Annotated in this window: 26 protein-coding genes and 1 pseudogene; 18 read left to right on the plus strand and 9 right to left on the minus strand. The window is 34.4% G+C overall.

All coding sequences use genetic code 11. The features are described 5' to 3' along the window. Positions 1-203: 203 nt before the first annotated feature. From ACB089_RS10505 to ACB089_RS10515, 3 genes are all read left to right on the plus strand, one after another. Positions 204-689 carry a DinB family protein gene (locus tag ACB089_RS10505; protein ID WP_374966348.1) on the plus strand — a complete coding sequence of 162 codons (486 nt, stop codon included), beginning with the start codon at positions 204-206 and terminating at the stop codon, positions 687-689. Next, positions 676-2,649 carry a S9 family peptidase gene (locus ACB089_RS10510; RefSeq protein ID WP_374966349.1) on the plus strand — a complete coding sequence of 658 codons (1,974 nt, stop codon included), beginning with the start codon at positions 676-678 and terminating at the stop codon, positions 2,647-2,649. Before ACB089_RS10505 ends, ACB089_RS10510 begins: the two co-directional genes overlap by 14 nt. Positions 2,650-2,996: 347 nt before the next feature. After that, positions 2,997-3,716: a GNAT family N-acetyltransferase gene (locus tag ACB089_RS10515; RefSeq protein ID WP_374966350.1), complete on the plus strand. Its 720-nt coding sequence runs from the start codon at positions 2,997-2,999 to the stop codon at positions 3,714-3,716. A gap of 267 nt (positions 3,717-3,983) precedes the next feature. On the opposite strand, the gene ACB089_RS10520 is transcribed toward ACB089_RS10515, so the two are convergent. After that, positions 3,984-4,340, minus strand: a complete 357-nt coding sequence (locus tag ACB089_RS10520) for a hypothetical protein (protein WP_374966351.1) — start codon at positions 4,338-4,340, stop codon at positions 3,984-3,986. 490 nt (positions 4,341-4,830) lie between these two features. On the opposite strand from ACB089_RS10520, the gene ACB089_RS10525 reads away from it, so the two are divergent. Continuing rightward, complete coding sequence (locus ACB089_RS10525) at positions 4,831-6,783, plus strand: LTA synthase family protein (protein ID WP_374966352.1); 1,953 nt, start codon at positions 4,831-4,833, stop codon at positions 6,781-6,783. A 325-nt stretch (positions 6,784-7,108) separates the two neighbouring features. On the opposite strand, the gene ACB089_RS10530 is transcribed toward ACB089_RS10525, so the two are convergent. Further along, positions 7,109-8,047 carry a helix-turn-helix transcriptional regulator gene (locus tag ACB089_RS10530; RefSeq protein WP_374966353.1) on the minus strand — a complete coding sequence of 313 codons (939 nt, stop codon included), beginning with the start codon at positions 8,045-8,047 and terminating at the stop codon, positions 7,109-7,111. 113 nt (positions 8,048-8,160) lie between these two features. Here ACB089_RS10530 and ACB089_RS10535 point away from each other — a divergent pair, with 113 nt between their 5' ends. Next, positions 8,161-8,610 carry a VOC family protein gene (locus ACB089_RS10535; RefSeq protein ID WP_374966354.1) on the plus strand — a complete coding sequence of 150 codons (450 nt, stop codon included), beginning with the start codon at positions 8,161-8,163 and terminating at the stop codon, positions 8,608-8,610. A gap of 201 nt (positions 8,611-8,811) precedes the next feature. Here ACB089_RS10535 and ACB089_RS10540 read toward each other — a convergent pair whose 3' ends face one another. Continuing rightward, positions 8,812-9,357 (minus strand): TetR/AcrR family transcriptional regulator C-terminal domain-containing protein, encoded by a 546-nt coding sequence (locus ACB089_RS10540; protein WP_374966355.1) that lies wholly within the window; start codon positions 9,355-9,357, stop codon positions 8,812-8,814. A gap of 171 nt (positions 9,358-9,528) precedes the next feature. Between ACB089_RS10540 and ACB089_RS10545 the strand changes: the two genes are divergently transcribed. The 3 genes from ACB089_RS10545 to yiaA all read left to right on the plus strand — a co-directional run bounded on the left by ACB089_RS10545 (position 9,529) and on the right by yiaA (position 12,926). Beyond that, positions 9,529-10,953: a DHA2 family efflux MFS transporter permease subunit gene (locus ACB089_RS10545; RefSeq protein WP_374966356.1), complete on the plus strand. Its 1,425-nt coding sequence runs from the start codon at positions 9,529-9,531 to the stop codon at positions 10,951-10,953. A 431-nt stretch (positions 10,954-11,384) separates the two neighbouring features. Continuing rightward, positions 11,385-12,104 carry a metallophosphoesterase family protein gene (locus ACB089_RS10550; protein ID WP_374966357.1) on the plus strand — a complete coding sequence of 240 codons (720 nt, stop codon included), beginning with the start codon at positions 11,385-11,387 and terminating at the stop codon, positions 12,102-12,104. Between the two features lie 351 nt (positions 12,105-12,455). Beyond that, positions 12,456-12,926, plus strand: a complete 471-nt coding sequence (gene yiaA, locus ACB089_RS10555; RefSeq protein WP_374966358.1) for an inner membrane protein YiaA — start codon at positions 12,456-12,458, stop codon at positions 12,924-12,926. Between the two features lie 369 nt (positions 12,927-13,295). On the opposite strand, the pseudogene ACB089_RS10560 reads toward yiaA, so the two are convergent. Continuing rightward, positions 13,296-13,435: pseudogene (locus ACB089_RS10560) on the minus strand (glycosyl transferase family 2); the annotation flags it as partial. A 378-nt stretch (positions 13,436-13,813) separates the two neighbouring features. Between ACB089_RS10560 and ACB089_RS10565 the strand changes: the two are divergent. The 4 genes from ACB089_RS10565 to ACB089_RS10580 are packed head-to-tail and all read left to right on the plus strand — an operon-like array spanning position 13,814 to position 16,177. Continuing rightward, the gene (locus tag ACB089_RS10565) at positions 13,814-14,455 is read left to right on the plus strand and encodes a stalk domain-containing protein (protein WP_374966359.1); all 642 of its coding nucleotides are present in this window, start codon (positions 13,814-13,816) and stop codon (positions 14,453-14,455) included. An 11-nt stretch (positions 14,456-14,466) separates the two neighbouring features. Then, complete coding sequence (locus ACB089_RS10570) at positions 14,467-14,709, plus strand: hypothetical protein (RefSeq protein WP_374966360.1); 243 nt, start codon at positions 14,467-14,469, stop codon at positions 14,707-14,709. Positions 14,710-14,722: 13 nt separating this feature from the next. After that, positions 14,723-15,622: an FAD:protein FMN transferase gene (locus tag ACB089_RS10575; RefSeq protein WP_374966361.1), complete on the plus strand. Its 900-nt coding sequence runs from the start codon at positions 14,723-14,725 to the stop codon at positions 15,620-15,622. Beyond that, positions 15,623-16,177, plus strand: a complete 555-nt coding sequence (locus ACB089_RS10580) for a ferric reductase-like transmembrane domain-containing protein (protein ID WP_374966362.1) — start codon at positions 15,623-15,625, stop codon at positions 16,175-16,177. It begins immediately after the preceding gene. Between the two features lie 52 nt (positions 16,178-16,229). Here ACB089_RS10580 and ACB089_RS10585 read toward each other — a convergent pair whose 3' ends face one another. Next, positions 16,230-17,465 (minus strand): sensor histidine kinase, encoded by a 1,236-nt coding sequence (locus ACB089_RS10585; RefSeq protein WP_374966363.1) that lies wholly within the window; start codon positions 17,463-17,465, stop codon positions 16,230-16,232. Next, positions 17,465-18,136, minus strand: a complete 672-nt coding sequence (locus ACB089_RS10590; RefSeq protein WP_368635101.1) for a response regulator transcription factor — start codon at positions 18,134-18,136, stop codon at positions 17,465-17,467. The genes ACB089_RS10585 and ACB089_RS10590 overlap by 1 nt, the downstream gene beginning before the upstream one ends. A gap of 173 nt (positions 18,137-18,309) precedes the next feature. Here ACB089_RS10590 and ACB089_RS10595 point away from each other — a divergent pair, with 173 nt between their 5' ends. From ACB089_RS10595 to ACB089_RS10610, 4 genes are all read left to right on the plus strand, one after another. Then, positions 18,310-18,621 (plus strand): antibiotic biosynthesis monooxygenase family protein, encoded by a 312-nt coding sequence (locus ACB089_RS10595; protein WP_374966364.1) that lies wholly within the window; start codon positions 18,310-18,312, stop codon positions 18,619-18,621. Between the two features lie 38 nt (positions 18,622-18,659). Next, positions 18,660-19,496, plus strand: coding sequence for a CbrC family protein (locus ACB089_RS10600; RefSeq protein ID WP_374966365.1), 837 nt, complete (start codon positions 18,660-18,662; stop codon positions 19,494-19,496). A gap of 250 nt (positions 19,497-19,746) precedes the next feature. Then, on the plus strand, positions 19,747-20,064 hold the full coding sequence (locus ACB089_RS10605) for a PadR family transcriptional regulator (protein ID WP_068984582.1): 318 nt from the start codon (positions 19,747-19,749) through the stop codon (positions 20,062-20,064). Continuing rightward, a complete protein-coding gene (locus ACB089_RS10610) occupies positions 20,064-20,606 on the plus strand; it encodes a DUF2812 domain-containing protein (RefSeq protein WP_374966366.1) in 543 nt (180 codons plus the stop codon). The genes ACB089_RS10605 and ACB089_RS10610 overlap by 1 nt, the downstream gene beginning before the upstream one ends. A gap of 152 nt (positions 20,607-20,758) precedes the next feature. On the opposite strand, the gene ACB089_RS10615 is transcribed toward ACB089_RS10610, so the two are convergent. Genes ACB089_RS10615 through crcB (ACB089_RS10625) form a run of 3 tightly spaced genes read right to left on the minus strand, consistent with a single transcriptional unit; the run spans position 20,759 to position 21,816 of the window. Then, the gene (locus ACB089_RS10615) at positions 20,759-21,106 is read right to left on the minus strand and encodes a hypothetical protein (protein ID WP_374966367.1); all 348 of its coding nucleotides are present in this window, start codon (positions 21,104-21,106) and stop codon (positions 20,759-20,761) included. Between the two features lie 21 nt (positions 21,107-21,127). Beyond that, on the minus strand, positions 21,128-21,457 hold the full coding sequence (crcB, locus tag ACB089_RS10620) for a fluoride efflux transporter CrcB (RefSeq protein ID WP_374966368.1): 330 nt from the start codon (positions 21,455-21,457) through the stop codon (positions 21,128-21,130). Further along, positions 21,454-21,816: a fluoride efflux transporter CrcB gene (gene crcB / locus ACB089_RS10625; RefSeq protein ID WP_374966369.1), complete on the minus strand. Its 363-nt coding sequence runs from the start codon at positions 21,814-21,816 to the stop codon at positions 21,454-21,456. Before crcB (ACB089_RS10625) ends, crcB (ACB089_RS10620) begins: the two co-directional genes overlap by 4 nt. A 1,188-nt stretch (positions 21,817-23,004) precedes the next feature. On the opposite strand from crcB (ACB089_RS10625), the gene ACB089_RS10630 reads away from it, so the two are divergent. Both ACB089_RS10630 and ACB089_RS10635 read left to right on the plus strand, forming a co-directional pair. Further along, complete coding sequence (locus ACB089_RS10630; RefSeq protein ID WP_374966370.1) at positions 23,005-24,747, plus strand: ABC transporter ATP-binding protein; 1,743 nt, start codon at positions 23,005-23,007, stop codon at positions 24,745-24,747. Further along, positions 24,744-26,477: an ABC transporter ATP-binding protein gene (locus ACB089_RS10635; protein WP_374966371.1), complete on the plus strand. Its 1,734-nt coding sequence runs from the start codon at positions 24,744-24,746 to the stop codon at positions 26,475-26,477. Before ACB089_RS10630 ends, ACB089_RS10635 begins: the two co-directional genes overlap by 4 nt. Positions 26,478-26,495 lie beyond the last annotated feature (18 nt).

Consider the following 26,495-nt stretch of genomic DNA (forward strand, 5'->3'; position numbering starts at 1 on the left):
GTAGCCCTACTCCTGCTCAATAATCTAGTAATGGAAGAAAAGCACTCGTCTGCTTAGACATAGAAAGAATAAATTGGATTAGTTGGAATGCCGTATGCGGTGAAAGTCGTGATAATTCCAAAGACTTACCTATCTGTATGAAGAAGGAAATTGTTGCATTTACATCGAAATATACTGTAATAAGCTAGATTGGAGTGCTTACAATGATTAAATTCTTTGAATACAACTGGCAGGTAAGAGATGAATGGTTTGACTGGTGCAATCAACTGACAATTAAAGAGTTGTTAAAAGACCGCAGGGGTGGAGTAGGAAATATATTATATACACTTTTTCACATAATTGATGTGGAATATAGTTGGATTCGAGGTATTCAAGGCAAAGAAGATGTAGTATTTCAGTTTGCTGATTATAATACACTTGAAAAGGTTAAATCACTTTCAGATAAATCACGAAATGAATTAGCTGAATATTTAAAAACAAATGTAGGCGCTTTAAAAGAAAAACTAGTAAGTGTTTCTTGGGATGAAGATAAATACACTTTTGATGAAATATTACATCATATAATTACTCACGAAATTCACCACATAGGTCAACTTTCTGTTTGGGCAAGAGAACTAGAACTAAGCCCTGTACCTGCTAACTTTATTGGAAGAGAGTTAACGAGGGGGTTTATTAATGGAAATGAATGAAAAAACATATTTAAGTATAGAAGAGATTATTTCATTACCAACCTTATCAGGTACAAACATAAGTGATGATGGCAAAAACGTTGCATTTGTCAAGAAGACAGCTAACTGGAAAGACAATAAATATAGGAATCATGTGTGGATATATGAAAAAGATAAAGGGCGGTGTTACCCATTAACAACTAGGGATATAGATAGTACATACCCATTATGGTCTCCAGATTCTAGAAATATCGCATACCTTAGCCCAGTTGGTGACGGGGATAATAAGAAAAATCAGATCTTTGTTAAGGCAATAGATGGTTATAGTGGGGTTCAAATTACTGATGAGAAAGAAGGGGTCAGTAAATTCAAATGGGAGCCTACTGGCAAGGGTTTTTATTATGTTGCACAGTCAAAAGAATCTGAGACGATAAAGAAACGTAAGGAACTATATGGAGATTTCCATCATATAGGTAAGGAATACCAGAATAATTGTTTATATTACATTGAAATAGAAAAAGTGATACAAAATGATAAATATGAACACGAAAATAGTGTTGTTGATCAACTAACTGATAGTAAGGACTTCCATGTCCATGAATTTGATATTTCAAATTGTGGAAAAAAGGTTGTATTAATGGCTACACCAAGCCCAAATATGGAAGATACTATTAATGGAGATCTATACATACTAGATATTAAAGCTGGAGAGCTGAAGAAGTTGAATATAGATAAGTTGTTGGGAGGGAGTGTTTGCTTTTCTCCTGAAGGCAGCAAAATATGTTACTCAGCAAGCATAAGGGAGAAGGATTACTATAAGACCCATATTCAAGACAGTACGCTAGAGATATATGATATTAATAATGGAGAGCTAATTCAACCTTTAACAGATTTTGATAGTACGGTTATTCCATTACGGTGGACAGCTAAAGGAATATTAATTAGATGGCAGAATAAAACGAATTATCTTATTGGGTTGTTATTTGAGAATGGCACTGTGGAAATGTTAAGCGATAAAGAAAATAGCTTTATAATAGATGCTTCTATAACAAGGAACGGAAATCATTTAGCCTTTAATAAGGCAATAACAAATGAAACCTTTGAAATCTATTTAGATGATAAAAAAATAACGAATGAAAATAGCTTTTTCAAAGGAAAGCTTAAAAGTAACAGGGAAATAATTTCTTGGAAAAGTAGTGATGGTCTTGAAATAGAGGGAGTTTTATCAACCCCAGTCGACTTTGACGCAAATAAAAAATATCCCTTATTAGTAGTAATCCATGGTGGTCCGGCTTGGGCATCTTTTCCAATATTTTCAGACTGTTTTAATGAGAAATATCCTATTGAACAGTTTATCGAAAAAGGTTTTATCGTTTTAGAACCAAACTACAGGGGAAGTTCGGGTTATGGGAATGAATTCTTAAAAGCAAACTATAGAAAACTGGGAATTGCTAACTACGATGATGTTATATCTGGAGTGGATAAGCTAGTTGACAAAGGGATTGCAGATAAAGACAGTGTAGGGGTTATGGGATGGAGCAACGGGGGATATATATCAGCTTTCTGTTCTATATTTAGTAGTAGATTTAAAGCTATTTCAGTTGGGGGTGGAATGACTAATTGGAGTACCCACTACGTAAATACAGATATACCTTACTTTATTAGGATGTATTTAGGAGATGATCCATGGAATGATCCAGAGATCTATGGCAAAACATCACCCATGACATATATTAAATCAGCCTGTACGCCTACTCTAATCCAACATGGCGAAAAGGATGCAAGAGTCCCAACTCCAAATGCATATGAGCTATATCAAGGATTAAGGGATATGGAAGTTGATACAGAATTAATTATATTTAAAGGAATGGCATATAGTTCTGACCAGCCAGGAATGAATGTGGCTATTATGAAGCAGAATTTGATGTGGTTTTCACACTATATTCTTGGAGAAAGTATGAAAGATTTTAGGGTTTTATGATTAATAAATGGAGATGGCAACCTAATAACTGGTCAAAATCCTTTTTCAACTAAAGAGGTTGCTAAAAAGTTGCTAACTAATTTATAAATTAATTGAAGTAATAGCGACTTTTCAAAGGTGGTAGGGGTAAGAGAACACAGACACCATACATGGCCATAGCGGATGGTTTATGGTTGAAAATAAATTGCTGGGACAAAACCTCAATAAAATATAGTAAAAAGCCAGGAAAATTTTACAAATAGTAAAGTTTTCGGGGCTTTATTGATCTAACGGCGCAGGATAATAGAAGAAGGAAATTTATAGAAAGTGAAGAATTTTATAAATAAAATAAAAAGAAGTGAAAATTTGTGGATAAACTGCTTCAGCATTTACAAAGAGTTGGCGTACATTACATAAAAAGTGATCGTGTAATTATGTTAGAAATTTTAGAGAATAAACTTCATCTTGCTTCTGAAATAGATGTGCTTATAAATGAACTTTTAGATAAATTACAAAGTAGTAGACTGAAAAAAGTTAGGTTTGAGTGTCCTAAAATTCTTTTAGATAGCTTAAATTGTACTAGGGCTAAAATGGAAATTATTAGTGAAAGGGTTATATATAAGAGATCTTTAATGACACCATCAAATGTTTCCATACCAGATTATGAAGTATGGTCATTTTCTGAGAATAACTCTATCTTATTGTTATCTGAAGTGATGGGTACAAGTTATATTGATGCAGAGAAGTTTTTAGATGGAATGAGGACCGAACTTCCGACACAAGTAAATGAAATGTTTACCGTGTATATGGTTAACAATGAACCTGTTGGTGTAGTTTTTCCTCATATAGAACCAAATACAGATAATGAAGGACGGATTTTTTGGATAGGTATGCATCCTAATTTTCTGGGGACAGGATTGGGAAAGAGCTTACATTCAATAGGATTATACAGATTGAAAAATGAATTTAAAGCTATGTCTTATTTAGGGATGACTCAAGTCGACAATATCCCAATGAGAAATATAATGGTTTCAAACGGATGCATTCAAAATAAAAATACAGTAATTTCTTTACAATATTCTATTTAGGAATAAGCTTATTCGTGTATTATTGTTACGATGTTTGCTTTTTATATTCAGGGGTTCTTATTGAAGTAACAGAGGCTTTACTTGAAGAACATTGAGTTGCATATGCAGCTCTTTTTTTCTTTATTGAACGAACGTAGCAGGATAGTTAAATAAGAGTAGAGTATTTTTTATGTCACATTTGACACAAATAGCGTAAAAAAGGAGCATCAAAATTCGATGCTCTAGTATGCGCCTACTATTCTTCGTCGAAAGAAACTAAAGATTGCTTTATTTAAAAGCATAATTAAATAATCCAAAATATAATGGTCCAATAAAGATTATAAATGTGATTACGAAAATTGCTAGTTTAAAGTAGAGTGGTTCACCATCATAATTTATGTCTTCATTAAACTTTTTGAAACCAAATACAATGTCAAATAATAAACCAATTATAAATACAAATTTCCATACAATTGGAGTAAGAATCTGATTATTTGTGACATAACCAAATAAACCTATCCAAGTGACGAAGGAAAAAACAAAATCTAATACCCCAAAAGTAGTTTTATATCCATCTTTTATGAGTATTCCAATTGAAGCTATTGCTAAAATTCCTAAGTAGCATAGCCAAAAAATATCAATCATAATTTACCTGCTTTCTTTCTAATACATCCAATTTATTATAGCTGATAATAAATTCAACAGAGCAGTCTAGTGGAATGAGGAAAAAATTACATATATGAAATAAGGCAATATTCTGAAACTAAAACCTTACAAAATTATAAGTTTCATGTCACTAAATTTAATTGTTAAAACTAAAATTGTGTTTTAAAATTACTATTGTTGAAAACTATATTAAAGATCACTCGGCCTAAAGTGACCCGTAAGTAAATGTTCGTTATAAAACTAACATATGCGTGGGGTTTTATGAAAGGGGTTTACAATAATAGGAAGAAACGTGCTAACTGCCTTCAATTATATTTAACAACTTGACAGAAGTCTATATGGGGGAGTAGTATACAATAGCTGCGAAAAAGCTACTGTGAAATAACATTTTTTTAATGCAATATATACTTATAATCTTAGTTAATATACATCTAGATTTAAATTTAAGTAAGTAAAAGGTAGGGAAAAAATGAAAAATTTATTAAGTAAAAAAGATAACCTATTAAACAATTTTTTAGGGATTTATTTATTAGCTGTTTTAATGTTATGGATTAAAACATACCTCACTCAAACAACACAATTTGACCTAGGAGTAGAAGGATTCCTTCAACAATTCCTTTTACTAATAAATCCACTAGGTTCAGCATTGCTATTTCTAGGAATTTCCTTTTTATTTAAAGGGAAGAGAAAATATACATCACTAGTTGTAGTTTACACGTTGATGTCTATTCTTTTATATTCAAATGTAGTTTATTACCGATTTTTTAGTGATTTCATTACATTACCTACAGTTTTCCAATCGCAGAACTTTGGAGATTTAGGTAGTAGTGTTCTTTCTTTAATAAAGCCTTATGATATCTTGTTCTTTGTGGATGTATTTGTAATGTTTTACCTACGATTCTCAAAAAAAATACAAAAAGAAACTAATCGTTTTGGATATAAAAAAGCAATGACAATCATTGCGTGTGCATTAGTAGTATCATTCCTAAATTTAGGACTAGCTGAAGCTGATCGCCCGCAACTATTATCTCGAGGATTTGATAGAAACTATATTGTGAAATATCTAGGGATTTATAACTATACGATTTATGATTCAGTAGAAACGATAAAAGCATCTTCACAGAGAGCTTTGGCGGATAGTAGTGATGTTACAGAAGTGATAAACTATACAAAATCTAATTACGCCAAACCTAATGCAGAATATTTTGGTGCAGCAAAAGGAATGAACGTCATCTATTTACATTTAGAATCATTCCAAAACTTTATGATCGACTATAAATTAAACGGTGAAGAAGTTACACCATTTTTAAATTCATTAGCAAAAGATGAGAATACAATGTATTTTGATAATTTCTTCCATCAAACAGGTCAAGGTAAAACTTCCGATGCAGAATTTATGTTGGAAAATTCTTTGTTTGGGTTACCACAAGGATCTGCTTATATTACAAAAGCACAAAATACGTACCAAGCGGCTCCAAGTATTTTAAAAGATTATGGTTATACATCAGCCGTATTCCATGGTAATAACGGAAGCTTCTGGAATCGAAATGAGATTTATAAATCATTTGGATTCGATTACTTCTTTGATGCTAGTTATTATGATACGAGTTCTTCAGAAAACATGGCTGAATATGGTTTGTTAGATAAACCATTCTTTGAACAATCTAAAAGTCTTTTAAGTTCGTTACCACAACCTTTTTATACGAAATTTATTACGGTAGGGAACCACTTCCCATATCAAATGAATCAAGACTTAGTAACAATTGATAAAGCGGCTACTGGAGATGTAAGTGTAGATAGTTATTTCCAAACAGCACGTTATGCAGATGAAGCAATCGAACAAATGTTCAATCAATTAAAAGAATCAGGATTATATGATAATTCGATGATCGTTCTTTATGGTGACCATTACGGTATTTCAGATAATCATAATGAAGCGATGGGACAAGTCATTGGAAAAGAAATTACACCATTTGAAAGTGCTAATTTACAACGAGTACCATTATTAATACATGTTCCAGGAATGCAAGGTGAAACCAACCATACTTATGGAGGCCAAACAGACCTTCTTCCAACTGTTTTACATTTACTAGGAGTAGATACACAAAAATTTGTTCAATTTGGTTCCGACTTATTATCAAAAGAGCATGATGAAGTTGTACCATTTAGAAATGGCGGTTTTGTCAGTCCTACTATTTATTCGGTTAATGGGAAATATTATGATAATAAAACAGGTTTACTACTAGATGATAGTCAATTAGAGTTTGCGAAAACTATTAAAGATGAAGTCGATCACAAATTGGAATTATCTGATAAAGTCGTGAATGGTGACTTATTGAGATTCTATACGCCAACAGGTTATACTCCAGTTGATCCTTCTCAGTATAATTACTCTAAAGATGCAAATGGAGAATCTAATTAACTGTTGCAATTTGCTGGGCAGTTCAAGAAGAGTGTTTGATATCAAAGAGTTTATTTTTAAAGCAAGATTGGGAAAATTCACATCAGAAAAGCGCGAGAAATCAACGTTTCTAACATTGATTTCTCGCGCTTTTTAAGGTTTTAACCTGTTTTATCCCAGTCTCTTTTTGGAGGTTTTTAACTTCTTTCAGCAAATGTTTACTGTTTCTATTGGTGTGCCGGAGCTTGCGGGCCCATTTATCTTTCGTTTGGCTCCTTTTCTGTCTGCTATAGTTTTTTTAGCAACGTGAGGGCAAACTTTTTTATATTGTGATCCGCAAGCTGATTTATAATTTTTGATAGTGATTGAAAAGGTTTTGTATGGCATCTTGGATATTATGCTTTAATGAATCGGGCTTTACTGTTAGAACATGATGACCGTATTTCAGAAAGTAATTAGCAATAAATTCCTCTTCATGAGGATTATAAAATCCCTTCACGACTGTTTTACTACCAATTTCTAATTTCATAGAAGGGTAATGTTCTTTGTGAAAAATATCCTTTGCCTGTGCTGAAATCTCAACTTCAAAGTCAATACTCTCCTTCGATTTATAAATTTCTAATGAACGACTAATAAGATGATCAATAGAAAAGTGTGAGTTGATATCTTGTTCTTCTAAAGAGGTTATTTTATCACATCTGAAAACTCTATATTTATTCGTATTGAACTCTATCCCAGTAGCATACCATTGACCAAACCTAGCAGAAATTTTGAAAAATTGAACATGGTAATTTTTGTGCTCGTTATTTTTCAAATACTGAATCTTACAGGTGCTTTCATTAAGAACGCTTTTTAAAATTTTATCTAAAAATTGACTTACATGATTGTGTTGATTTACTTCAAATTGCAGGACTTTTTTCATTTTGTGAATTTGCTGTATTTGATTTTTAGACAGACAGTTTTCAAATTTTTCATTTAGTTTAGTAACACTTAAATGGAATGGTGTTGATTGATAAGATTCTAGCGTTAGCATGGCAAAGTACAGAGCATACACTTCATCAATCGTAAAGATAATGGGGGATAGTAATCGATTTTTTAAAAGACCATAACGTCCATGCCTGCCGTGCTCAGTAAAAATAGGCATACCTAATTGTTCTAATGAATTAATATCACGTAGAGCTGTACTTTTGGAAATATTGTATTTAGCCATTAGATCACTTAAATTAAAGTACTCCCGATTATTTAAGTATCTAATCATGTCATTTATTCTTTCTGATTTCTTCATACAAATCTCCTTAAAGGTGTCACGTTTTGATACCTTTACATCCTAAAATAAGATCAAGGTAATATCAATCGATAAGATATCTACCGAAATTATTTTATAAAGGAGATTGTAATATGAGTACAACACTAGAAGTAGCCATTTTCCTATCCATGAACGGAAAAGCTAGAGAAGCGGTCGATTTTTACAAAAAGCATTTTAATGCAGAGGAATTATTAGTCGTTACTTATGAGGACATGGCCAAACGCGATAGCTCGCTTCAGCTTACGGAAGAGAATAAAAATCATATTTCTCACTCCGTTTTATCCATTGGAAGAACAAAGGTAATGCTGGCAGAAGATACAATGGATGTCACAGAAAAATATGTAGTAGGGAATAACACTTCACTGTGTATTCAAAGTGCGGACTTAGAAGAAATCGAACATTTTTATAAGAGTCTGACAGCAGATAAGAGAGTAAGAATCATTGTTCCGTTAGCTAATAATGTTTTTAGCAAAGCATACGGAATAATTGAAGACCCGTTTGGTATTCAAATACAATTAATGTTTGATGATAGATTGCATTAATATTATGGTACATTGTTCGTTTTTAGAATGCAGTTTCACGGTGTCGTTTAAGAGAGAGAGCATCTTAGTTGTGTAGCTAAGTTCGGAGGAGAAGAAATGCTGGGTATGGGAGTAATCTATACCCAGCTTATTTATTACTTATGGTAAATAATGAATTGAGTTAAATTTACATTAACCTAATTCAATTCGTCAGCCTGTACTTTAACTTTTATACAATAGATAAATTTGATTGGCTATATAGTCCGAACTGAAGTGTAAACCTTTCCTGATCCACCACATAATAACACCAATTAACGAAGCAGTTTTAATATCAACTGTTACATAGTTTTCCGGGAGTATTTGCTTACGATTCTCTCGTCTTTTTATTACAAGTTGTTGGAAAAAAATAAATAGCTTTTCTTCGAATTCATCATTGTCAAATAAAATTAATAAGTATTCACGGTGACTATATAAGTTATCTAATAGCTTCGTCAATTGCTCTTTTTCCGACAAATCTTTAGTATCAATAAGCGTCATTATTTGAATTGAAATTTCTTCCATGATTTCGCAGGTTAGTTGCTCAATTAATTCCTGAATATCATGGTAATGTAAATAAAAAGTTGTGCGATTTAATTTTGCAGCCTGCGCTACTTTTTGTACGGTCAATGAAGAAGTCTTTTCCCCTGCACTTAATAATTGTAGGACTGCCTTCTTGAACATTTCCTTTGTTCTAATCGACCTTGGATCTTCTTTTTTATCCGTAGACATTTGTTCACTCCTCTGTTCATCATCTCTTGTTTCATCGACAGCTACTTTATTATTGTCGACTAGTGAACAATTTCAAAAATATTGTTTATGGTCAAGAGATATAGCTTTCTGATACCATATACTTTATCGACAAATTGTCGATAATACAAGCTTCAATAGTAAGGGGTTCATATGCAAAACGAATTATCAGAAAGAGCAAAGACTATTTTAATGGTCGTATTAATAATGGGGTGTTTTTTATCCACATTAAATCAAACGCTGTTAAATGTTGCACTTAGTAACTTAATGGATGTATTTCAAGTTGATGCAGCTACCATCCAATGGTTATCTACTGGATTTATGCTTGTTAATGGGGTACTTGTCCCAATTACTGCATTTTTAATGAAGAGATTTACAACAAGACAACTGTTTATAAGCTCAATGGGCTTTTTATTAATCGGTTCAATTGTTTGTGGGAGTGCCATGAATTTTGGCCTACTATTAACTGGACGTATGATTCAAGCTGTCGGAGCAGGCATAATCGTACCTCTTATGATGACGGTAATTTTATATTTATATCCTGCTGAAAAGCGCGGAGCTGTAATGGGGAAAATTGGGTTTGCCATGATATTTGCACCTGCAATTGCTCCTACACTTTCAGGTTTCCTCATTGAATATTTCTCATGGCGTTGGCTATTTATCGGGCTAGTTCCATTTGTAATGGCTGTTATTTTGTTAGCAAATAAATATTTAATGAATGTCGCAGAAACAACAAAAGTAAAATTGGATATGTTTAGTATTTTACTCTCAACAATAGGGTTTGGCAGTATTCTATTTGGATTTAGTAGTGCAGGAAGTAAAGGCTGGGATGATGTAACTGTTTTAACAACGACCATTATTGGTATGATTATTACATCTCTGTTCTGTATCCGACAAATCAAGTCAAAAGATCCATTATTAAATTTAACTGTTTTCAAGTATAAAATTTTTACATTAACATCAATTATTAATGTTGTTATTACGGTGATTATGTATGCTGATTTAATTTTGCTACCAATGTACTTACAAAATGGGCGAGGTTTTACAGCATTAGAGGCAGGATTGCTACTCTTACCTGGAGCAGTCATTAACGCATTCCTTTCACCAGTTACAGGGAAAATGTTTGATAAATATGGGGCTAAACCTTTATTTATAACTGGATTAGTATTTATTATTATTTCTATATGGGGCGTACTGGATTTAACCTCTTCTACAACCTTTTTATACCTAATGATTCGTACAATTATTTTACGAATAGGTTTAAGTTTTATTACGATGCCTTTAAATACAGCTGGCTTAAATGCACTTCCACAAGAATTAGGTTCACATGGATCTGCTGTTAATAATACGGTTCGCCAACTTGCAGGTGCTATTGGAACAGCTGTTGTCATGACTATTTATTCAATTCAATCAACTGCTCATGCCACGACACTTGAAACACAGCAAGTTGTTCACGAAAATATTCGTCAATTATCGTCTATTTTGAGTACCAATGATGCATATTTAGTTATGCTAGTATTTGCAATCGTCGGATTAGTAGTTGCATGCTTTATGCCGAGAGTGCAGAAAATCCAATAATTTTATTTAAAGCTGTTATACGAACATAAACCGTATAATGGCTTTTAGTTTGGAATTGAACAGTATTTATTTGTTATTGCTATTGTAGGTAATACCGGGGTGTAAAGTGACAAAAAAGTTGTTTAAAAAAGTAAAGTTGTTTAAAGAATGCGAGTGATTCTATTCAATATGCGGGCTATTTAATTGAACAAGGCATATTGATAAATATCTTTCAACATTTGAGAAAAAAGAGGAAAGGGTATAAGTGCGAAAAATGACAAAGTACATTAAAGGGGGTTCTGTGCTTTTTCATTATGTTAAAGACGCACTTCAGAAATATGTACGTCTTTTTTTCGGTCCATCTAGTTTTTAAAGGGATTACAAGGCATTTTGTCGAATAACATGGAGAAACAACTATAGGGAATAGATGGAATTTATGAGGGGGAAGCTTTGTGACGAAAATTGCAATTATTTCTGATATCCACGGGAATAAAACGGCATTAGAAGCAGTTTTAAAAGACATTCGATTAAGAAAGATTGAAAGAATTTTTTGTTTAGGAGATTTAATCGGCAAAGGTCCCCGAGGATCTGAATGTATAGAACTCATCCAAAAGAACTGCGAAAGAGTAGTTCGAGGTAACTGGGACGTATTTATTCAATCACCTACTGATAATGAATTTATACAGTGGTTCAAAGATAGATTAACAGAAAAAGATTATCAGTATCTAAGTTTGTTACCATTCAATATTGATCTTGAATTGAATGGACAATTAATTAGATTTTTCCATGCTTCTCCAAGAAGTGAATTTGAACGTATCTCGGTTAGACATCCGATTGAAAAGCGTTTATCGATGTTTGAGAATAGTGAAATAATAAATTCACTCCATTATAATAAACTCCCTGATATTGTATTCTACGGCGACATACATACAACTTTTTTACAGACATATAAAAAGGGTATTCTGTGTAACGTTGGCAGTGTCGGGAATTCACTTGACTTAACTTCAGCTTCATATGCAATCTTAGATGGAACACATTCAAACAATGCCATTCAATTTATTAGAGTAGATTATGACAGGCAGGCTGAGCTTATGATCGCAGAAGAGTTGGGTTTGCCTCAATTAGATAAATATTATGATGAAATTATGTTAGCAAAGTATCGAAACGCTTAGAGCCGTTTTTATTCAATAATTGGGCGCGATTGTTGAGTAGCTCAGGCAGAAAATGATTAAACGATGGCTAACGGGTAACCGATTTCTAGCGTTGACTGGAACACATCTTCATATAAAAGGAGGAAACCAATTATTAAGGGAAAAGTCTTGTGACTTTAATGACCACAAGACTTCTTGTGCAACTTAATGGCAGGTTAGTTTAGCAAGTCGTGAGTTTAAAAATCCTGAATGGAAAATAATAATAAAGTTATATATTATTTGCAAGTGATTTCTATATAATAGATGTAGGTGCACTACAGTGTCTCTAGTGCTCCATTTTTATTAGATTAAAAGATGGAGGCGGAAAATTGAATGACCAATGAAAATGAAGTTTTGTTAGATAAAGGAAACCGAAATGAATTAAAAGTGAAAGAAGAAAGGAAAGAGGGAGAACCGACTCAAGCCTTCAAAGGGGCTTCGTGGGCAGCGCTATTAGTAGGTGTTTCCTCTTATCTTATAGGTTTGTTTAATGCAAATATGCTATTGAACGAAAAAGGATTTTACTTTGCAGTTTTAGTATTCGGACTTTATTCGGCGATATCTTTACAAAAAGCAGTTAGAGATAAAGATGAGGGAATACCAGTTACGAGTATTTATTATGGTATTAGTTGGTTCGCACTAATTGTATCTATTTCATTAATTGCCATCGGTTTATACAATGCAGGAAGTATTGTTTTAAGCGAAAAAGGATTTTATGGTATGGCATTTGTTCTTAGTTTATTTGCAGCTATAACGGTTCAAAAGAATATAAGAGATACACAGAGAGCAAGAGAAAAAGATTGAGTTATGTACCACAACGGAGCAGAATCCTACTATGCTGCAAGCGGTTTCCATGGCTCGCAAAGGGTCTAAATTGTTGCATAGACAGCTACATTTAAATTTGAGAACGGAGATCACCTGCGGAAAGGTTTCATTTCGTTCTTAGCTGTATAAGGCTCATTTAATTAACCAAACTTTTTATAAAATCTCATACTTAGTTAGAAAGATTAACTCCATTTTGATCAATCTTTTTTCAAAATGGGGTTTTTGCATTTGCTGATCAATAAACCTGGGGCTGTACTCAGGTCCAAATTAGTAGATAGCTATTTTTATCTATCTTGATTTTCATAATATGCTTCATCCGCATATGTCTGTTCTGTTTCTTTAAGATAAGCACCAAAAGATACCCACAGAAATTGCTTCATATTTAAAGAAAAGCGGCCCAATTAATAACAAAGTTGAACAGAAATTTCTAAAGACATTCTTTCAAATTTTCCTGTAACTCCGCCGTCAATATACTTTCCAGTGACTAAGTTCTCCCTGCTTTAGACAACACATGTTCGTTCATAATAATGATTTAGCCTATTAATATTGAAGATAATACAGTATCTGTGAGGAAGTAGTTCCTAAATTTACTGAAAAGATGAAAAGGGAATTCAAATAACTGACCCAGCTAATAATCAAACTTTATTACCAACTACACTGTATTATACCTGTGGAAGAAGAGTTTAAGGAAACATCGAAGTGAAGAGAAACTCTAAAGAATAATAAACTGATAAACCAAGCTATTTCTAGGTGCAGAGAAATCTGTCCATAGGAATGGCTTTTTATATGACTAATTTTGTTAAAAAAATTCAGTCTCCTTTCACTTTTAAAACCTAAAATGAAGTCAAAGGAAAGGAGTGTTGTAGATGAAGATGAAAAAAATTGGTCTTATTTTAGTTCTTGCATTGGCAGGTTTTATAACAAATGGCGTAGTTGTACTTGCAGATGACGACAAACATGAATATAAAGAACATGAAGAGTATAAAGACGATGACGATGACGATTACGAACACGATGAGGAATATTACGATGATGATGAAGAAGGGGAAGAAACTTACTATTTTCAAGATGCGGTAAGTGAAAAAGGTACTTGGAATATTTGGACACGAACAGTTGTAACAGATAAAGAAGTATTACCTTTCACGAACTCTCAAAAGGTCACATTAAAAGTAGAAGGGACGAATAAGGAGCTGAACTTTTCTGTGATACCAAAAGACGGAGAATTTTTTGTACCGGGAAAAACAGTAGCACAGGTTTTAGGAGCGAAAGCGACCTTTTACAAAGAAAGTAAAATTTTAGCTATCCAATTTCAAGCGAATGAATTACTTTTTCGTGCTGGAACAAACGTTGTCTATGATAATAACGTGAAAACGCCATCTCCAGCACAAGCGTTTTATGTCAATGAAGAATTATATGTACCTATTAGTGCAATAACGAATGGCTTAGGCTATTTAGCGGAATGGCAAGAAAGTAATCAAACGTTTGTATGCCAGCCAATTACGAATTAGGAGGAAGCGTTATGAAAGATCCGAAAAAGGCAAAGTGGGTATTAGGAGCGTCAGGGATCCTTTTAGCCGCAGCGATTTTAACCCAAATTAACAGCTCAACACAAGCCGAAACAAGACGCACAAATAATAGTCAGGATGTAGATCAGGACAATATGACAAAAAGAGAAAAAGAGCTAGTACAGCTTGATTGGACGAACTTTGAAATGACAAGTCAACCCGCTGTCAAAAGCGAGCGAAAAACGAAAAGAACTTAATGGAGTTGGTCGTGTGGATACACTAACTTTACAAATAATGAATACAGAATTTTATATTGCTATGCCAAAAGGTAGTCATTTCACATGGAAAGAAAAAGCAGAGAAATGGCTTCAATACGTAGCGCAAGAGTGGTCAAGGTTTCAACCAAGCAACGAATTATCACAACTTAATGATTTAAAAATGGCAGAAACGCTACGCATTAGTTCGTTATTATATGATTGTTTAGTGCAAGCAGATCAATATTATCAACTTTCTCATGGTTTATTTTCACCATATCTTAAATTGCAATTAGAACAGCATGGCTACAATCAAACTTTCCCATTTGTAACAGCTAAAAGTAAGACATTTCAAAACAAACCTTTTATTATAGATCAACCATTTCAATTTCTAGATGATGGGCAAGTGATGAAGGTAGCACAGCAGGAAATTGATTTAGGTGGGTTTGCCAAAGGATATGCTATTGAGAAGTTGGCTAATTGGCTTGAGCAAGATGTCTCTTCTGATTTTGGACTAATAGACGGGGGAGGGGATATGAAAATGTGGTCTTCTGGGGAAAAGACTTGGACGATCGGTGTTGCAGATGCCTGGAATATAGACAAGGAAATTAGCTCAATTAAAATGAAAACAGGTGCCATTGCTACATCCAATCAAGTTTATCGAAGCTGGGTGCAAGGAACAAAGAAGAAGCATCATTTATTGAACGGACAAACAGGTGAAGTTGCTGAAACAGATGTGCTACAAGCTTCAGTCGTCACGTCCTCTTTATGTGATGCAGAGGTTGGTGCAAAACTTTGCTTTCTTATGAAGGGAGATGAACTTCAGCAATGGTTCGAAAAAAATTGTCAGCAAAGTGCCCGCTTTATTGTGAAAGAAGGGAAAGTAGCAAATTGGAGGATGACAGGAGTGAAATAAATGTTAATAAGTACATGGGAATGGATTCGATTATTCGGATTTTTAGCGTATTTTTACTTTACAATTTCTATTATATTTGGTTTATTGAGAAAATCATCATTTGTAAAAGCACATAAAAATTTAACTTATCATATACATCAAAACGCAGGATGGCTAGGGCTAGTCACTGTGATTGGGCATATGTTAGTGCTTATCATCGATCGCTATGAGCCTTTTAATTTAGGAGAGATTTTAATCCCTTTCTCAGCTGAATATGAGTCCCTACCATCAGCCATTGGAACAATAGCATTCTATTTATTTCTAATGGTAATCATGTCATCGGATTTATTTATGCGAACGATGAATCGCTCCTTATGGAAAAAACTTCACTTTCTTGTGTTACCAGCGTGGGTGTTGTCACTTGCCCATGGAGTGCTTATTGGAACTGATTCAGAAAATGCTTTCGTTATCATGTTTTATGTAGCTTCTGGAGGGGGGATCTTGTTGATATTGATGGTAAGAACAATAAGTCAGCTCAAAAATAAAGGAAATATTTCAACATCGCACAATCATTAAAGAGAATCGGGGCTGTTCTAAAAAGCCCCGACTCCTTTAAGATGATCAATATTTAAATAGGAATTTCAATATGAAATGTAGTGCCTTTACCTACTTTACTTGTTGCATAAATTTTTCCGTCATGCTGCTCTACTATTGCTTTTGCTATGGCAAGACCTAAACCAGTACCATTTCGTTGACGAGCAGAGTCACTTCTGTAGAATCGCTCAAACACTAAAGGCAATTCCTGTTCAGTCATACCAATTCCACTATCAGCAACAGTAATTTTTACAAACCCTTGATTTTTTAAAAGTGTAAGTGTGATTTTTCCACTATTTGTATACCTTGTCGCATTGTCTAATAAAATATAAAGTAGCTCTTGCATTTTTGAAGCATCTCCAAGTAGCTCGATGTTCTCTTGAATTTCAGTGGAAAACTGTATGTCAGGAGGCATAATCTTTTGAAATTTTGAGCTCACTTTATTGAGTAAAGTAGATAATGGTATTATTTCTTTATGAATAGAAGCCTGCTGCTGATCGTGTCTTGCTAAGAACAGCAGTTTTTCTATGAGCTCTTTCATTATTTCAGCCTCGTCTTTTAAATCCGCAATTAATTCTTTTCCAAAGGAGCTTAATTGTTTTGCTTCCTCAACTTCTAAAATTTCAAGTGAACTATAAAAAATACTGAGTGGTGTTCGTAATTCATGGGAGGCATCGGATACAAACTTTTTTTGTTTATCGAACGACCATTGAATAGGTATCATCGCTTTACCTGCCATATAATAGCTCAGTAGTCCGATTAAGACTGTCGAGATACAAGTTAAGAGTATTAGTAAATACTTTGCATTTTGGAAAAAGTGATGCTGTGACGTTACAGATTTACCAACGATAATATACCCGACTACCGTATCGTTGTTTAAAATTGGCTTTTTTAGAAGAAGAAAATGCTCTTCTTGCCATTCATAATGTTTTAGGAGTTCTTCACGTGGGTTGCTATTGTCAAATACTTTTTCAACCTGTTTTTTCAGCCCTTTGTAAGATTCGTCGCCATGAACAAACTGATGATCCTTTGTGTAAATATAGTAAAAAAAATTACGATTTGGATTATAATTTAAAGTTTTTGTGTTTGCATAGACGTGTTCAAAAAAATCGTGCTCTTGCTTAGCGTAAAAATCCTCTAATTCGTTTATTTGTTGATTTTCCATTAATTTAACGAGTGAAAAGTATAGAACAATAACGAATAATGAAAATAATAAAAAGTAAAGCGTTGCATACAAAAAGGATAATTTTTTTCTCGTTTTATGAAACATTAGTTTTCCCTCAGTTTGTAGCCAATACCTCTGACATTTTGAATACGTGATTTGGATTGACCATCATCAATTTTTTTTCGCACAAGCTTCACTAAAGCATCTAAGGAATTATTTGAAACATCATAATCATAGCCCCATATATAAATACAAATCTGTTCCCTTGTAAGTACACGCCCCTTATTGATAAATAAATATTCTAAAAGTAAAAATTCATTTTTAGTTAAGTCAATTTCTTTATTATTGTACAAAAATACTCGGGAATCTATATTTAGTTGTAAATGATTTATTTGGATAACCTGTTCAATTACTTTATCTTTTCTTCGTAGTAATGCGCGAACTCTAGCTAATAGTTCCTCTATTTTAAATGGCTTTACTATGTAATCATCTGCGCCACTATCAAGCCCTTTAATGATGTCTTCTGTATCGTCCTTTGCTGTTAGCATTAAAATACTACCATTGAATCCAGTGTCTCTTAACTGCTGGCATACATCAATTCCACTAAGCTGCGGCATCATCCAGTCTAAAATAACAAGATCATATGTCTCTATAAGAGTATGGTCTAGCGCATCTTGTCCATCCCCGGCCTCTGTCACATTATGAAATTCTTTCTTTAAAATATGAACGATATTTCTTCTTAGTCGTGCATCATCTTCTGCTAATAATATTTTCAAGGCAGCTTCCTCCTGGTTACTATATTCAGCTAAATATACGCATAAAAAATGAAATGAAACTGAAAAGGTTCCATTCGGCAACACTAAATTTAAAATTATGCATTCCATATTTCGATTTTCGTACAAGTATTTATCGTATACAATAATACATAAAGAGGTGGGGGTAAATAGCTATGGAAACATATTATGCCGTAATTTTCACATCACAAAGAACAGATGAGGATGGAGAGGGCTATGCCAAAATGGCAGAAGTAATGGATGAACTAGCACAAAAACAGCCTGGTTTTCTCCGTGTAGAAAGTGCTAGAAGTGTTGAAGGGAAGGGGATTACTGTATCCTATTGGGAATCACTAGAGGCAATTCAGGCATGGAAAGAGAATTCAAAACATCTAGTTGCACAGCAATTTGGCAAAGAAAAATGGTATACACAATATAACGTGGAAATTTGTAAAGTCATAAAAGATTATTCTTTTACAATGAATTAAATTGAGGAACGTCAAATCCTTATAGAGGGAGTTAATATATGACTACATCTATTTTAGAAGAATGGCATGAACAAAGGAAAAATTTCAATCCTTCAAATCCAGATAGAATTAATCAAATGCATGAGTTCAAAGGAAAATTGAAACTTGAAGAACAAACGGAGGAAAATCTAAGGATACTTGTAGACGTCTACTGCATGCTTAGAATGTATGCTGATGCCTATAAAGTTTTCACTTCAGTTATGGATTTAGGGAACAAGAAAGATCGGAAAAAACTCGGATCAATAAAATATTACATAGATAATCCGAATTTTGTGAAGCCCTTGTATCCTTGTAAAATTAGAGAGGATCAAACAACTAAAACGGTAATACCTGAATTTAAATATTTACCAAATCCATTGCAATCCAAAATCTTTGAAGCAAAAGCAGTTGTTACCTGTGATTGCTGTGAACAGGAAGTAGATGTTTATTATACTGGGGGTATTTACGCTATTGAAGAGGTTGAATATCTCTGTCCTACATGTATACATATTGGTGCAGCTGCTAAAAAATACGACGGTACTTTCCAGCAAGATCTAATAAACGATAAGAATGTTGTAAATGCAAATTTTACTGAGGAAGTTATGTGTAGAACACCAGGTTATGTTAGTTGGCAAGGTAATAATTGGATGGCCCATTGCTCAGATTATTGTACATTTATTGGCTATGTTGGGTGGAGTGAGTTAGTGGAGCTAGGCATTACAGATCAATTTGAGAATTATACTGGATTTTCTAATGAAGAGTTGTCAGAATCCCTCATGAATAATGGGCATCATCAAGGGTATTTATTTCAATGTTTGGAATGTGGTCTCTATGTCCTTTATTCTGATTTTAGTTAAATGAATATGTTATAAAGCAGGAGATGACTTTCTGTTGTTAGATTAAAACACGAGAAAAGAAACGCTCAGAGATCAGCTACGTTGAATCGTCCAGTTCGTGAAAATTAAAGAGCGTCTTATTATCCCCTCCAAAGCTAGGTGGGGATTTTTAATATTTTGGAGTAAATGCTTTAAAGAGTTGCTTGATATATCACAAAATGATATATTGTTTTATGATATATCATTTTGTGATATGTTGGAGGTGTAGGCAATGAAATCATTAGAGCAGTTAACAGATTCTGTTTTTTATATTATGGCGGCCTTAACGGAGCCTCGACATGGCTATGCTGTCATGAGTTTAATAGAGGAGACGACAAAGGGTACTTTTGTAGTTGGACCAGCATCCCTTTATACAATTATAAAAAAACTAGTAGCTGAACAGCTTATTCAGCTACACGATGATTCGGATTCTCGTAGAAAAGTCTATGTCTTAACGGATAAAGGTCGAGAAATATTACTTGAAGATATTGAAAGAAGAAAGGTCATGATTCATTTAGCAGAGCAGGGATTACAAAGGGGGAATATATAGTGCTTGATAAGAGATATATGATATCAGATGGTTTAGCTTTTTTTGAGGAACGCGATATGAAAAAATTAAGTAAAAAAGCGGCAAAGGGCTGGCATCTAAAAAGATTTCGATTTGCAGGCTATGAGCTAGAGAAAGGCGATTCAGAAGAAGTAATTTACAATATCGACTATCGTAAATTACGAGCTACTGAAGAAGAGGAGTATTTTGAACTTTTTGCTTACGGTGGCTGGACACATGTTTGTTCAAGTACTGATATGCATATTTTTAAAGCCGCTCCAGGCACTACACCTATTTATAGTGATGCTAAATCTTCTTTAGATAACTTAAATCGTCTTGCGAAGCCTGTTAATTTAGTAGCATCAGTTGCTCTTGCTATGACTATATTTTTGTGGATATTTATGACATTTACCTCTGGGACAATTCAATACATTGCACAACAAGGATTTACATATTCATTTATTTTTACAGTTCCAGCCGTGATGACTTCTTGTGGGGTCTACTATCATATGTGGAAAAACCTACGATTAAGGTCCAAATATTAATGAAGAAAGAACGGTTCGTAGAGGAAACCAGTGTTTCTTTTAATAAATAAAGGTGGGTAAAAATGTTAATTAACACACCTGATAAAATAAGAAAATCGACTGTAATATCAATCGGAAATATAAGAAGGCGCCCTTGAGAAATCAAGTGGCGCCTAAAACATTTGTGGTAAAAATTCATTCATAAACCGTTGATTTTTACGTAGCCATATTTTCAAAATCATACGATGCGTGAGGAGTCGTTGTCTTTTATGTGGTCTAGCCTTTGCCTCTATTAAACTTTGTAGCAGAATACATGTTTCTGTTGGGAATGCTTGAGGGTCAACGAGGACGTCAAGCTTATAATCAATTAACTGAGCAGCCTGTACCTTTGCCAGTAATTGTGCAAAGCGAGTATTCATTTCTGGAAAGTTTTCTTCTAATTCTAGGTCGATTAATATATATAATGTTTGTTCAATTTCAGCTTCGAGTGCTTGTAATTGTTCGATTGATGGTTGTGTCAAAAAATCACCTAATAAATGCTGTTATACGAGTAGAAAACCAAGTGTTGCGAAAAGTATACCGAATAAAACTGTAGTGAATATATAAACAATTGCTTGTCTCCATTTTTTCTGTTCCAAGAGCTGCAAGCATTCAAAACCGAATGTTGAAAATGTCGTATAGGCTCCTAAAAAACCAATCCCTATAAAATGCCAAAGCCAATCACTTAACTGTAAAGCAAATAGAAAACCCAGTGCAAAAGAGCCCGTTATATTAATCAAAAACGTTGCCCACGGATATGTATGAACAAGCCATTTCCCTAAATAAAACCTCGCTAGTGCACCCAAAAATCCACCAATTCCAACCATGATCATACGATGCGCTCCTTTGCTAGTTTAAATCCTAGCCATGCACAAGCTAAACCGCCAAAAACACTCACTAACATATAAAGTACGGCTTGTAGCCATTTACTATCTTGTAAAAGTAATAACGTTTCTAGAGAAAATGTAGAAAAGGTTGTAAAGGCACCCAAAAAGCCAGTACCAATTCCTAAAACAACAGGTGTACGTGTTGTAAAAGTAGTAAAAAGCCATGCTAAACAAAAGCAGCCAATTAAGTTCATACAAAGTGTTGTAAATGGAAAACCGCCTGTATTTGGAAGTACAATACTAAGGCTATATCGACAGGTGGCGCCCAAAAATCCGCCAATCCCAACAGCTAAAAATGATTTCAAATTTAAGACTCCTTACTAAATTGTCTATATAGAAAAGTGTATCATGAGAAATGAATTTTAGATATATTTCAATCGTTATATGGATTCAAATATATCAAAGGATGTAGTGGCATTTTTAGCGTTTGGGTCGGTCCCTAATAAGTGCTACAAACTAAGTGTAATAATTATTTTGATAAAGTGTTTAGTAGCCTCTTTTTAGAGTGTACAGAGTAGCTCCGACGGATGTCATGTTGACTTCCATTAAATTCCTTCGGATATACCAATATTCTGCCGCGTAATTCGCAATAATTGTCCCCATGGCATAGTTTGATATGTATATAACTTATAAAAGGGAGGGGTGATTATGATCTCATGTTCCACCGTCTACTAAATATCCGTTAACGGAAAACCCGTGTACGGTTAAACCGGAAGCGGAATACCCGTAAACGGAAAACCCGTTAACGGAAAATCCATCACTACTAATTACTAAATTACTAAATAATAAATTACTAAATAATAAATTACTAAATATTAATAACGACGATGATAAGAGGACGGGGAAGCTAGAAGAACAGAATCGTTTCAAGTAACAGTAAAATGCAAATTCAATTGATTGTAGAAAACAGAAAGGGGAAATTAAGTGGCAAGTACAAGGTGGAATTCAGCCCGTACCGGAAATTAGCGGCATCTAATAAAAGTGGATCGATATGGTTAATTAACACACCTGATACCGGATGTTGTTTTGAAGAAATAAAATGCTAAACGTAAGATTATGACTGTAGTAATTCATTGCTTTAAAGTGCTAATAATTTTCTGAAAAAAGTAAAAAATAACAGTGGAGTTGTTGACAAATATTTCTAAAGTATGATAACCTTCAAGAACACTATAACAAATTAAGCGAAGGAGGTCATGGCAATGTTAGTTTTACCAGTATCGTATCACCACACAACTGCATACATTGTCCATGTCTTCTAGCTTTGTATTTTACATTGCAGCAAAAGGCATGGGTTACATCTTGCCTTTTATTAAGAGACACATGCTCTTTTTTAGGGGTATGTGTCTTTTTTGTTGTAAAAAAGGTTGTAGTGATAACAAAAAAAGGAGTGTATGCAGTATGCGAAACACAGTACTAAAAATGATTTTCAAAAAGGAATGTCTAGATAGTGGGTAGTAAGCCTCAACAGCACTGGAGAAAGAAGGTTATGATGTATGTTTGATGTTTTAAGTAAATTAAGTTGGTTTTTTAAGAAATACTGGAAGCAATATACAGTAGCAATTGTACTTTTAATAATTGCTAGTTGCTTGGAAGTTGTTCCACCGTATTTACTAGGGTCAATTATTGATCTATTGACTGCGGGAGAAATGACACCAGCTATATTATCAAAGTATATTTTGATTTTTGTTGGCATCATTATTGGTGGTTATGTCCTTAATTTTGTGTGGCAATTCAGATTATTTGAAGGAGCTATTAACCTAGAGAAAATTTTACGTCGGAATCTTATGCAGCATTTTCTACGCATGACGCCAACGTTTTATGAAAAAAATCGCACAGGAGATTTAATGGCACGTGCGACGAACGATTTAAACGCAGTGTCACTAACTGCTGGCTTCGGGATTATGACACTGATTGATTCCACGATTTACATGGGCTGTATTATTTTCGCCATGGGTTATTTGATTTCGTGGAAGCTTACATTTTTTGCAATGTTGCCCGTGCCGATCATGGCCATCCTTATTCAATATTTAGGGAAAATTGTGCATGAACGTTATATGAAGGCACAAGATGCTTTTGGAGAGCTGAATGATAGTGTTCTTGAGTCCGTTGCAGGTGTGCGAGTGGTACGCGCATATGTACAAGAAAAAAAGGACGAAGCAAATTTTGCAGAGATGAGCGAGAGTGTGTATGAAAAAAATATGCACACCGCAAAAATTAACGCCTTATTTGGACCGATTACAAAAGTCGGTACTGGGATCAGTTATGTTGTTGCGCTTGGCTATGGTGCTCATTTAGTAGCGACTGAGGCTATGACAGTTGGGCAGCTTGTAACGTTCAATGTTTACTTGGGTCTAGCAGTTTGGCCGATATTTGCAATTGGAGAACTTATCAATGTCATGCAGCAAGGTAGTGCTTCTCTTGATCGTGTACAGGAAACGCTAAACTACGAGGCAGATGTTCAAAATATTGCGAATCCACAAACGATTGCGACACCAAATGCGATTGGCTTTGATGATTTAACATTCCAATATCCAATGAGTCAGGTGAAAAACCTCCAGCGAATTTCGTTGTCGTTGAAAAAGGGGCAAACACTTGGGATTGTTGGTAAAACAGGAGCGGGGAAAACGACCTTCCTGCGACAATTATTACGTGAGTATCCAATGGGCGAGGGGCAGCTAACGATTGATGGAGTCGATATAACTGCACAGACGAAGGAGCAGTTACTCGATTGGATTGGTTATGTCCCACAGGATCATGTTCTATTCTCACGTACTATTCGTGAAAATGTTTTATTTGGGAAAGAAGATGCGACACAGGCTGATTTGCAGCAGGCGATTCGTGCAGCATACTTTGAAAAGGATTTGAAAAATTTACCGATGGGACTTGAGACACTTGTCGGTGAAAAGGGTGTATCACTTTCAGGTGGTCAAAAACAACGCGTGTCAATAGCGCGTGCTCTTATTAAGGACCCTGAAATTTTAATGCTTGATGACTCGCTTTCGGCCGTAGACGCCAAAACAGAGGCAAAAATTATTGAAAATATACAGCGAGAACGACAAGACAAAACGACGATTATTACAACACATCGTTTATCAGGAATTCAGCATGCTGACTTAATTATCGTGCTAGATGAAGGCCAAATTGTAGAGCAGGGAACACATGAGCAACTCCTTTCACAACAAGGATGGTATAAAGAGCAATTTGACCGTCAGCAGCTAGAAGGAGGTGCCTCATGAGTACGAGTCAACGTTTAATGCGCTATGCAATGTATTTTAAAAAACCGATATTACTTGGATTATTTTTCTTAACAATCGCCGTCTTTACGGAGCTTGTTGGGCCATTTATTGCAAAGCATATCATTGATAATTATATGACAATTGGCCACATCGAACTAAAACCAATTACTTGGCTATTACTTGTCTATTTAATTTTAGCAATAGCTACAGCGGTTTTACGCTATTTTATGTACATCTATTTACAAATGGGTGCCAACCGTGTTGTACAAAAATTACGTAAGGATGTTTTTGAGCATATTCAAACATTGCCAATTCAATACTTCGATAATTTACCAGCGGGGAAAATTGTAGCACGTGTAACGAATGATACGGAGGCTGTTCGTAATTTATATGTACAGGTACTTTCCAACTTCGTTACAAGCTTAATTTCCATTGTGGGTGTTTATATCGCACTTTTCATTTTAAATTGGAAAATGGCCTTCCTTGCATTAACGATGGTACCAATCGTTTATTTATGGATGATTTTATATCGGAAAGTTGCTTCGAAATATAATGATGTGATCAGAACGAAAATTGCTGATATTAACGCCATGATTAACGAATCGATTCAAGGGATGACGATTATTCAGGCATTCCGCCGTGAGCAGCAAATGACGAAGGAATTTGATGACATGAATAATGAGCATTATGCATATGAGCGTAAGCTACTTTTCCTTGATTCTGCAACTTCCTTCAACCTTGTTAATACATTAAGACTTATTATGTTTACGATCTTTATTCTCTACTTTGGTACACAGTCATTTACGGCAACGGAAGTTATTTCTGCGGGGACATTATATGCCTTTGTTGATTATTTAACGAAATTATTTAATCCAATAACGAATATTGTCAATCAATTCTCTCAGCTTGAGCGCTCGCTTGTTGCAGGGAAGCGTGTGTTTGAGGTGTTAGATATTAATGGGGAACCTGTATCTGAAAAAAGTTTACCTCGTTATAAAGGAAATGTAGTATTCGAAGATGTTTCCTTTGCTTATAAAAATGATGAATATGTATTGAAAAACCTATCATTTGAAGCACACCAAGGCGAAACAATTGCCTTAGTAGGTCATACAGGATCTGGGAAAAGTTCGATTATGAACTTATTGTTCCGCTTCTATGACCCATCTAAAGGGAAAATCACGATTGATGGAATTGATATTACTTCGGCTCCTCGTCAAACAATGCGTGAACATATGGGCATTGTACTTCAGGACCCATACTTATTTACAGGTACTATTGCTTCTAACGTCAGCCTAAACAACCCTAAAATTTCACGTGAAAAGATAGAAGCTTCATTAAAGGCTGTAGGTGGGGAAAGTGTCCTAGCGAATTTGCCAGATGGTTATGATGAGCCTGTTATAGAGAAGGGGAGCACATTGTCATCTGGGCAGCGTCAGTTAATTTCCTTTGCACGTGCTCTTGCCTTTGACCCGGCTATATTAATATTAGATGAAGCTACGTCTAATATTGATACGGAAACAGAGGAGATTATTCAGCATGCGATGGATGTGCTGAAAAAAGGACGTACAACATTTATTATCGCTCACCGACTTTCTACTATTAAAAATGCAGATCGTATTCTTGTCTTAGATCGAGGGAAAATTGTTGAGCGTGGCACACACGATGAGCTTTTAGAACAGGGCGGCATTTACGAAAAGATGTATCAAATGCAGGCGAATTCATTACAATAATAATATTTTGAATGCTTG

Source organism: Lysinibacillus sp. RS10 (assembly GCF_041956855.1).
Taxonomy (GTDB): Bacteria; Bacillota; Bacilli; order Bacillales_A; family Planococcaceae; genus Lysinibacillus; species Lysinibacillus xylanilyticus_A.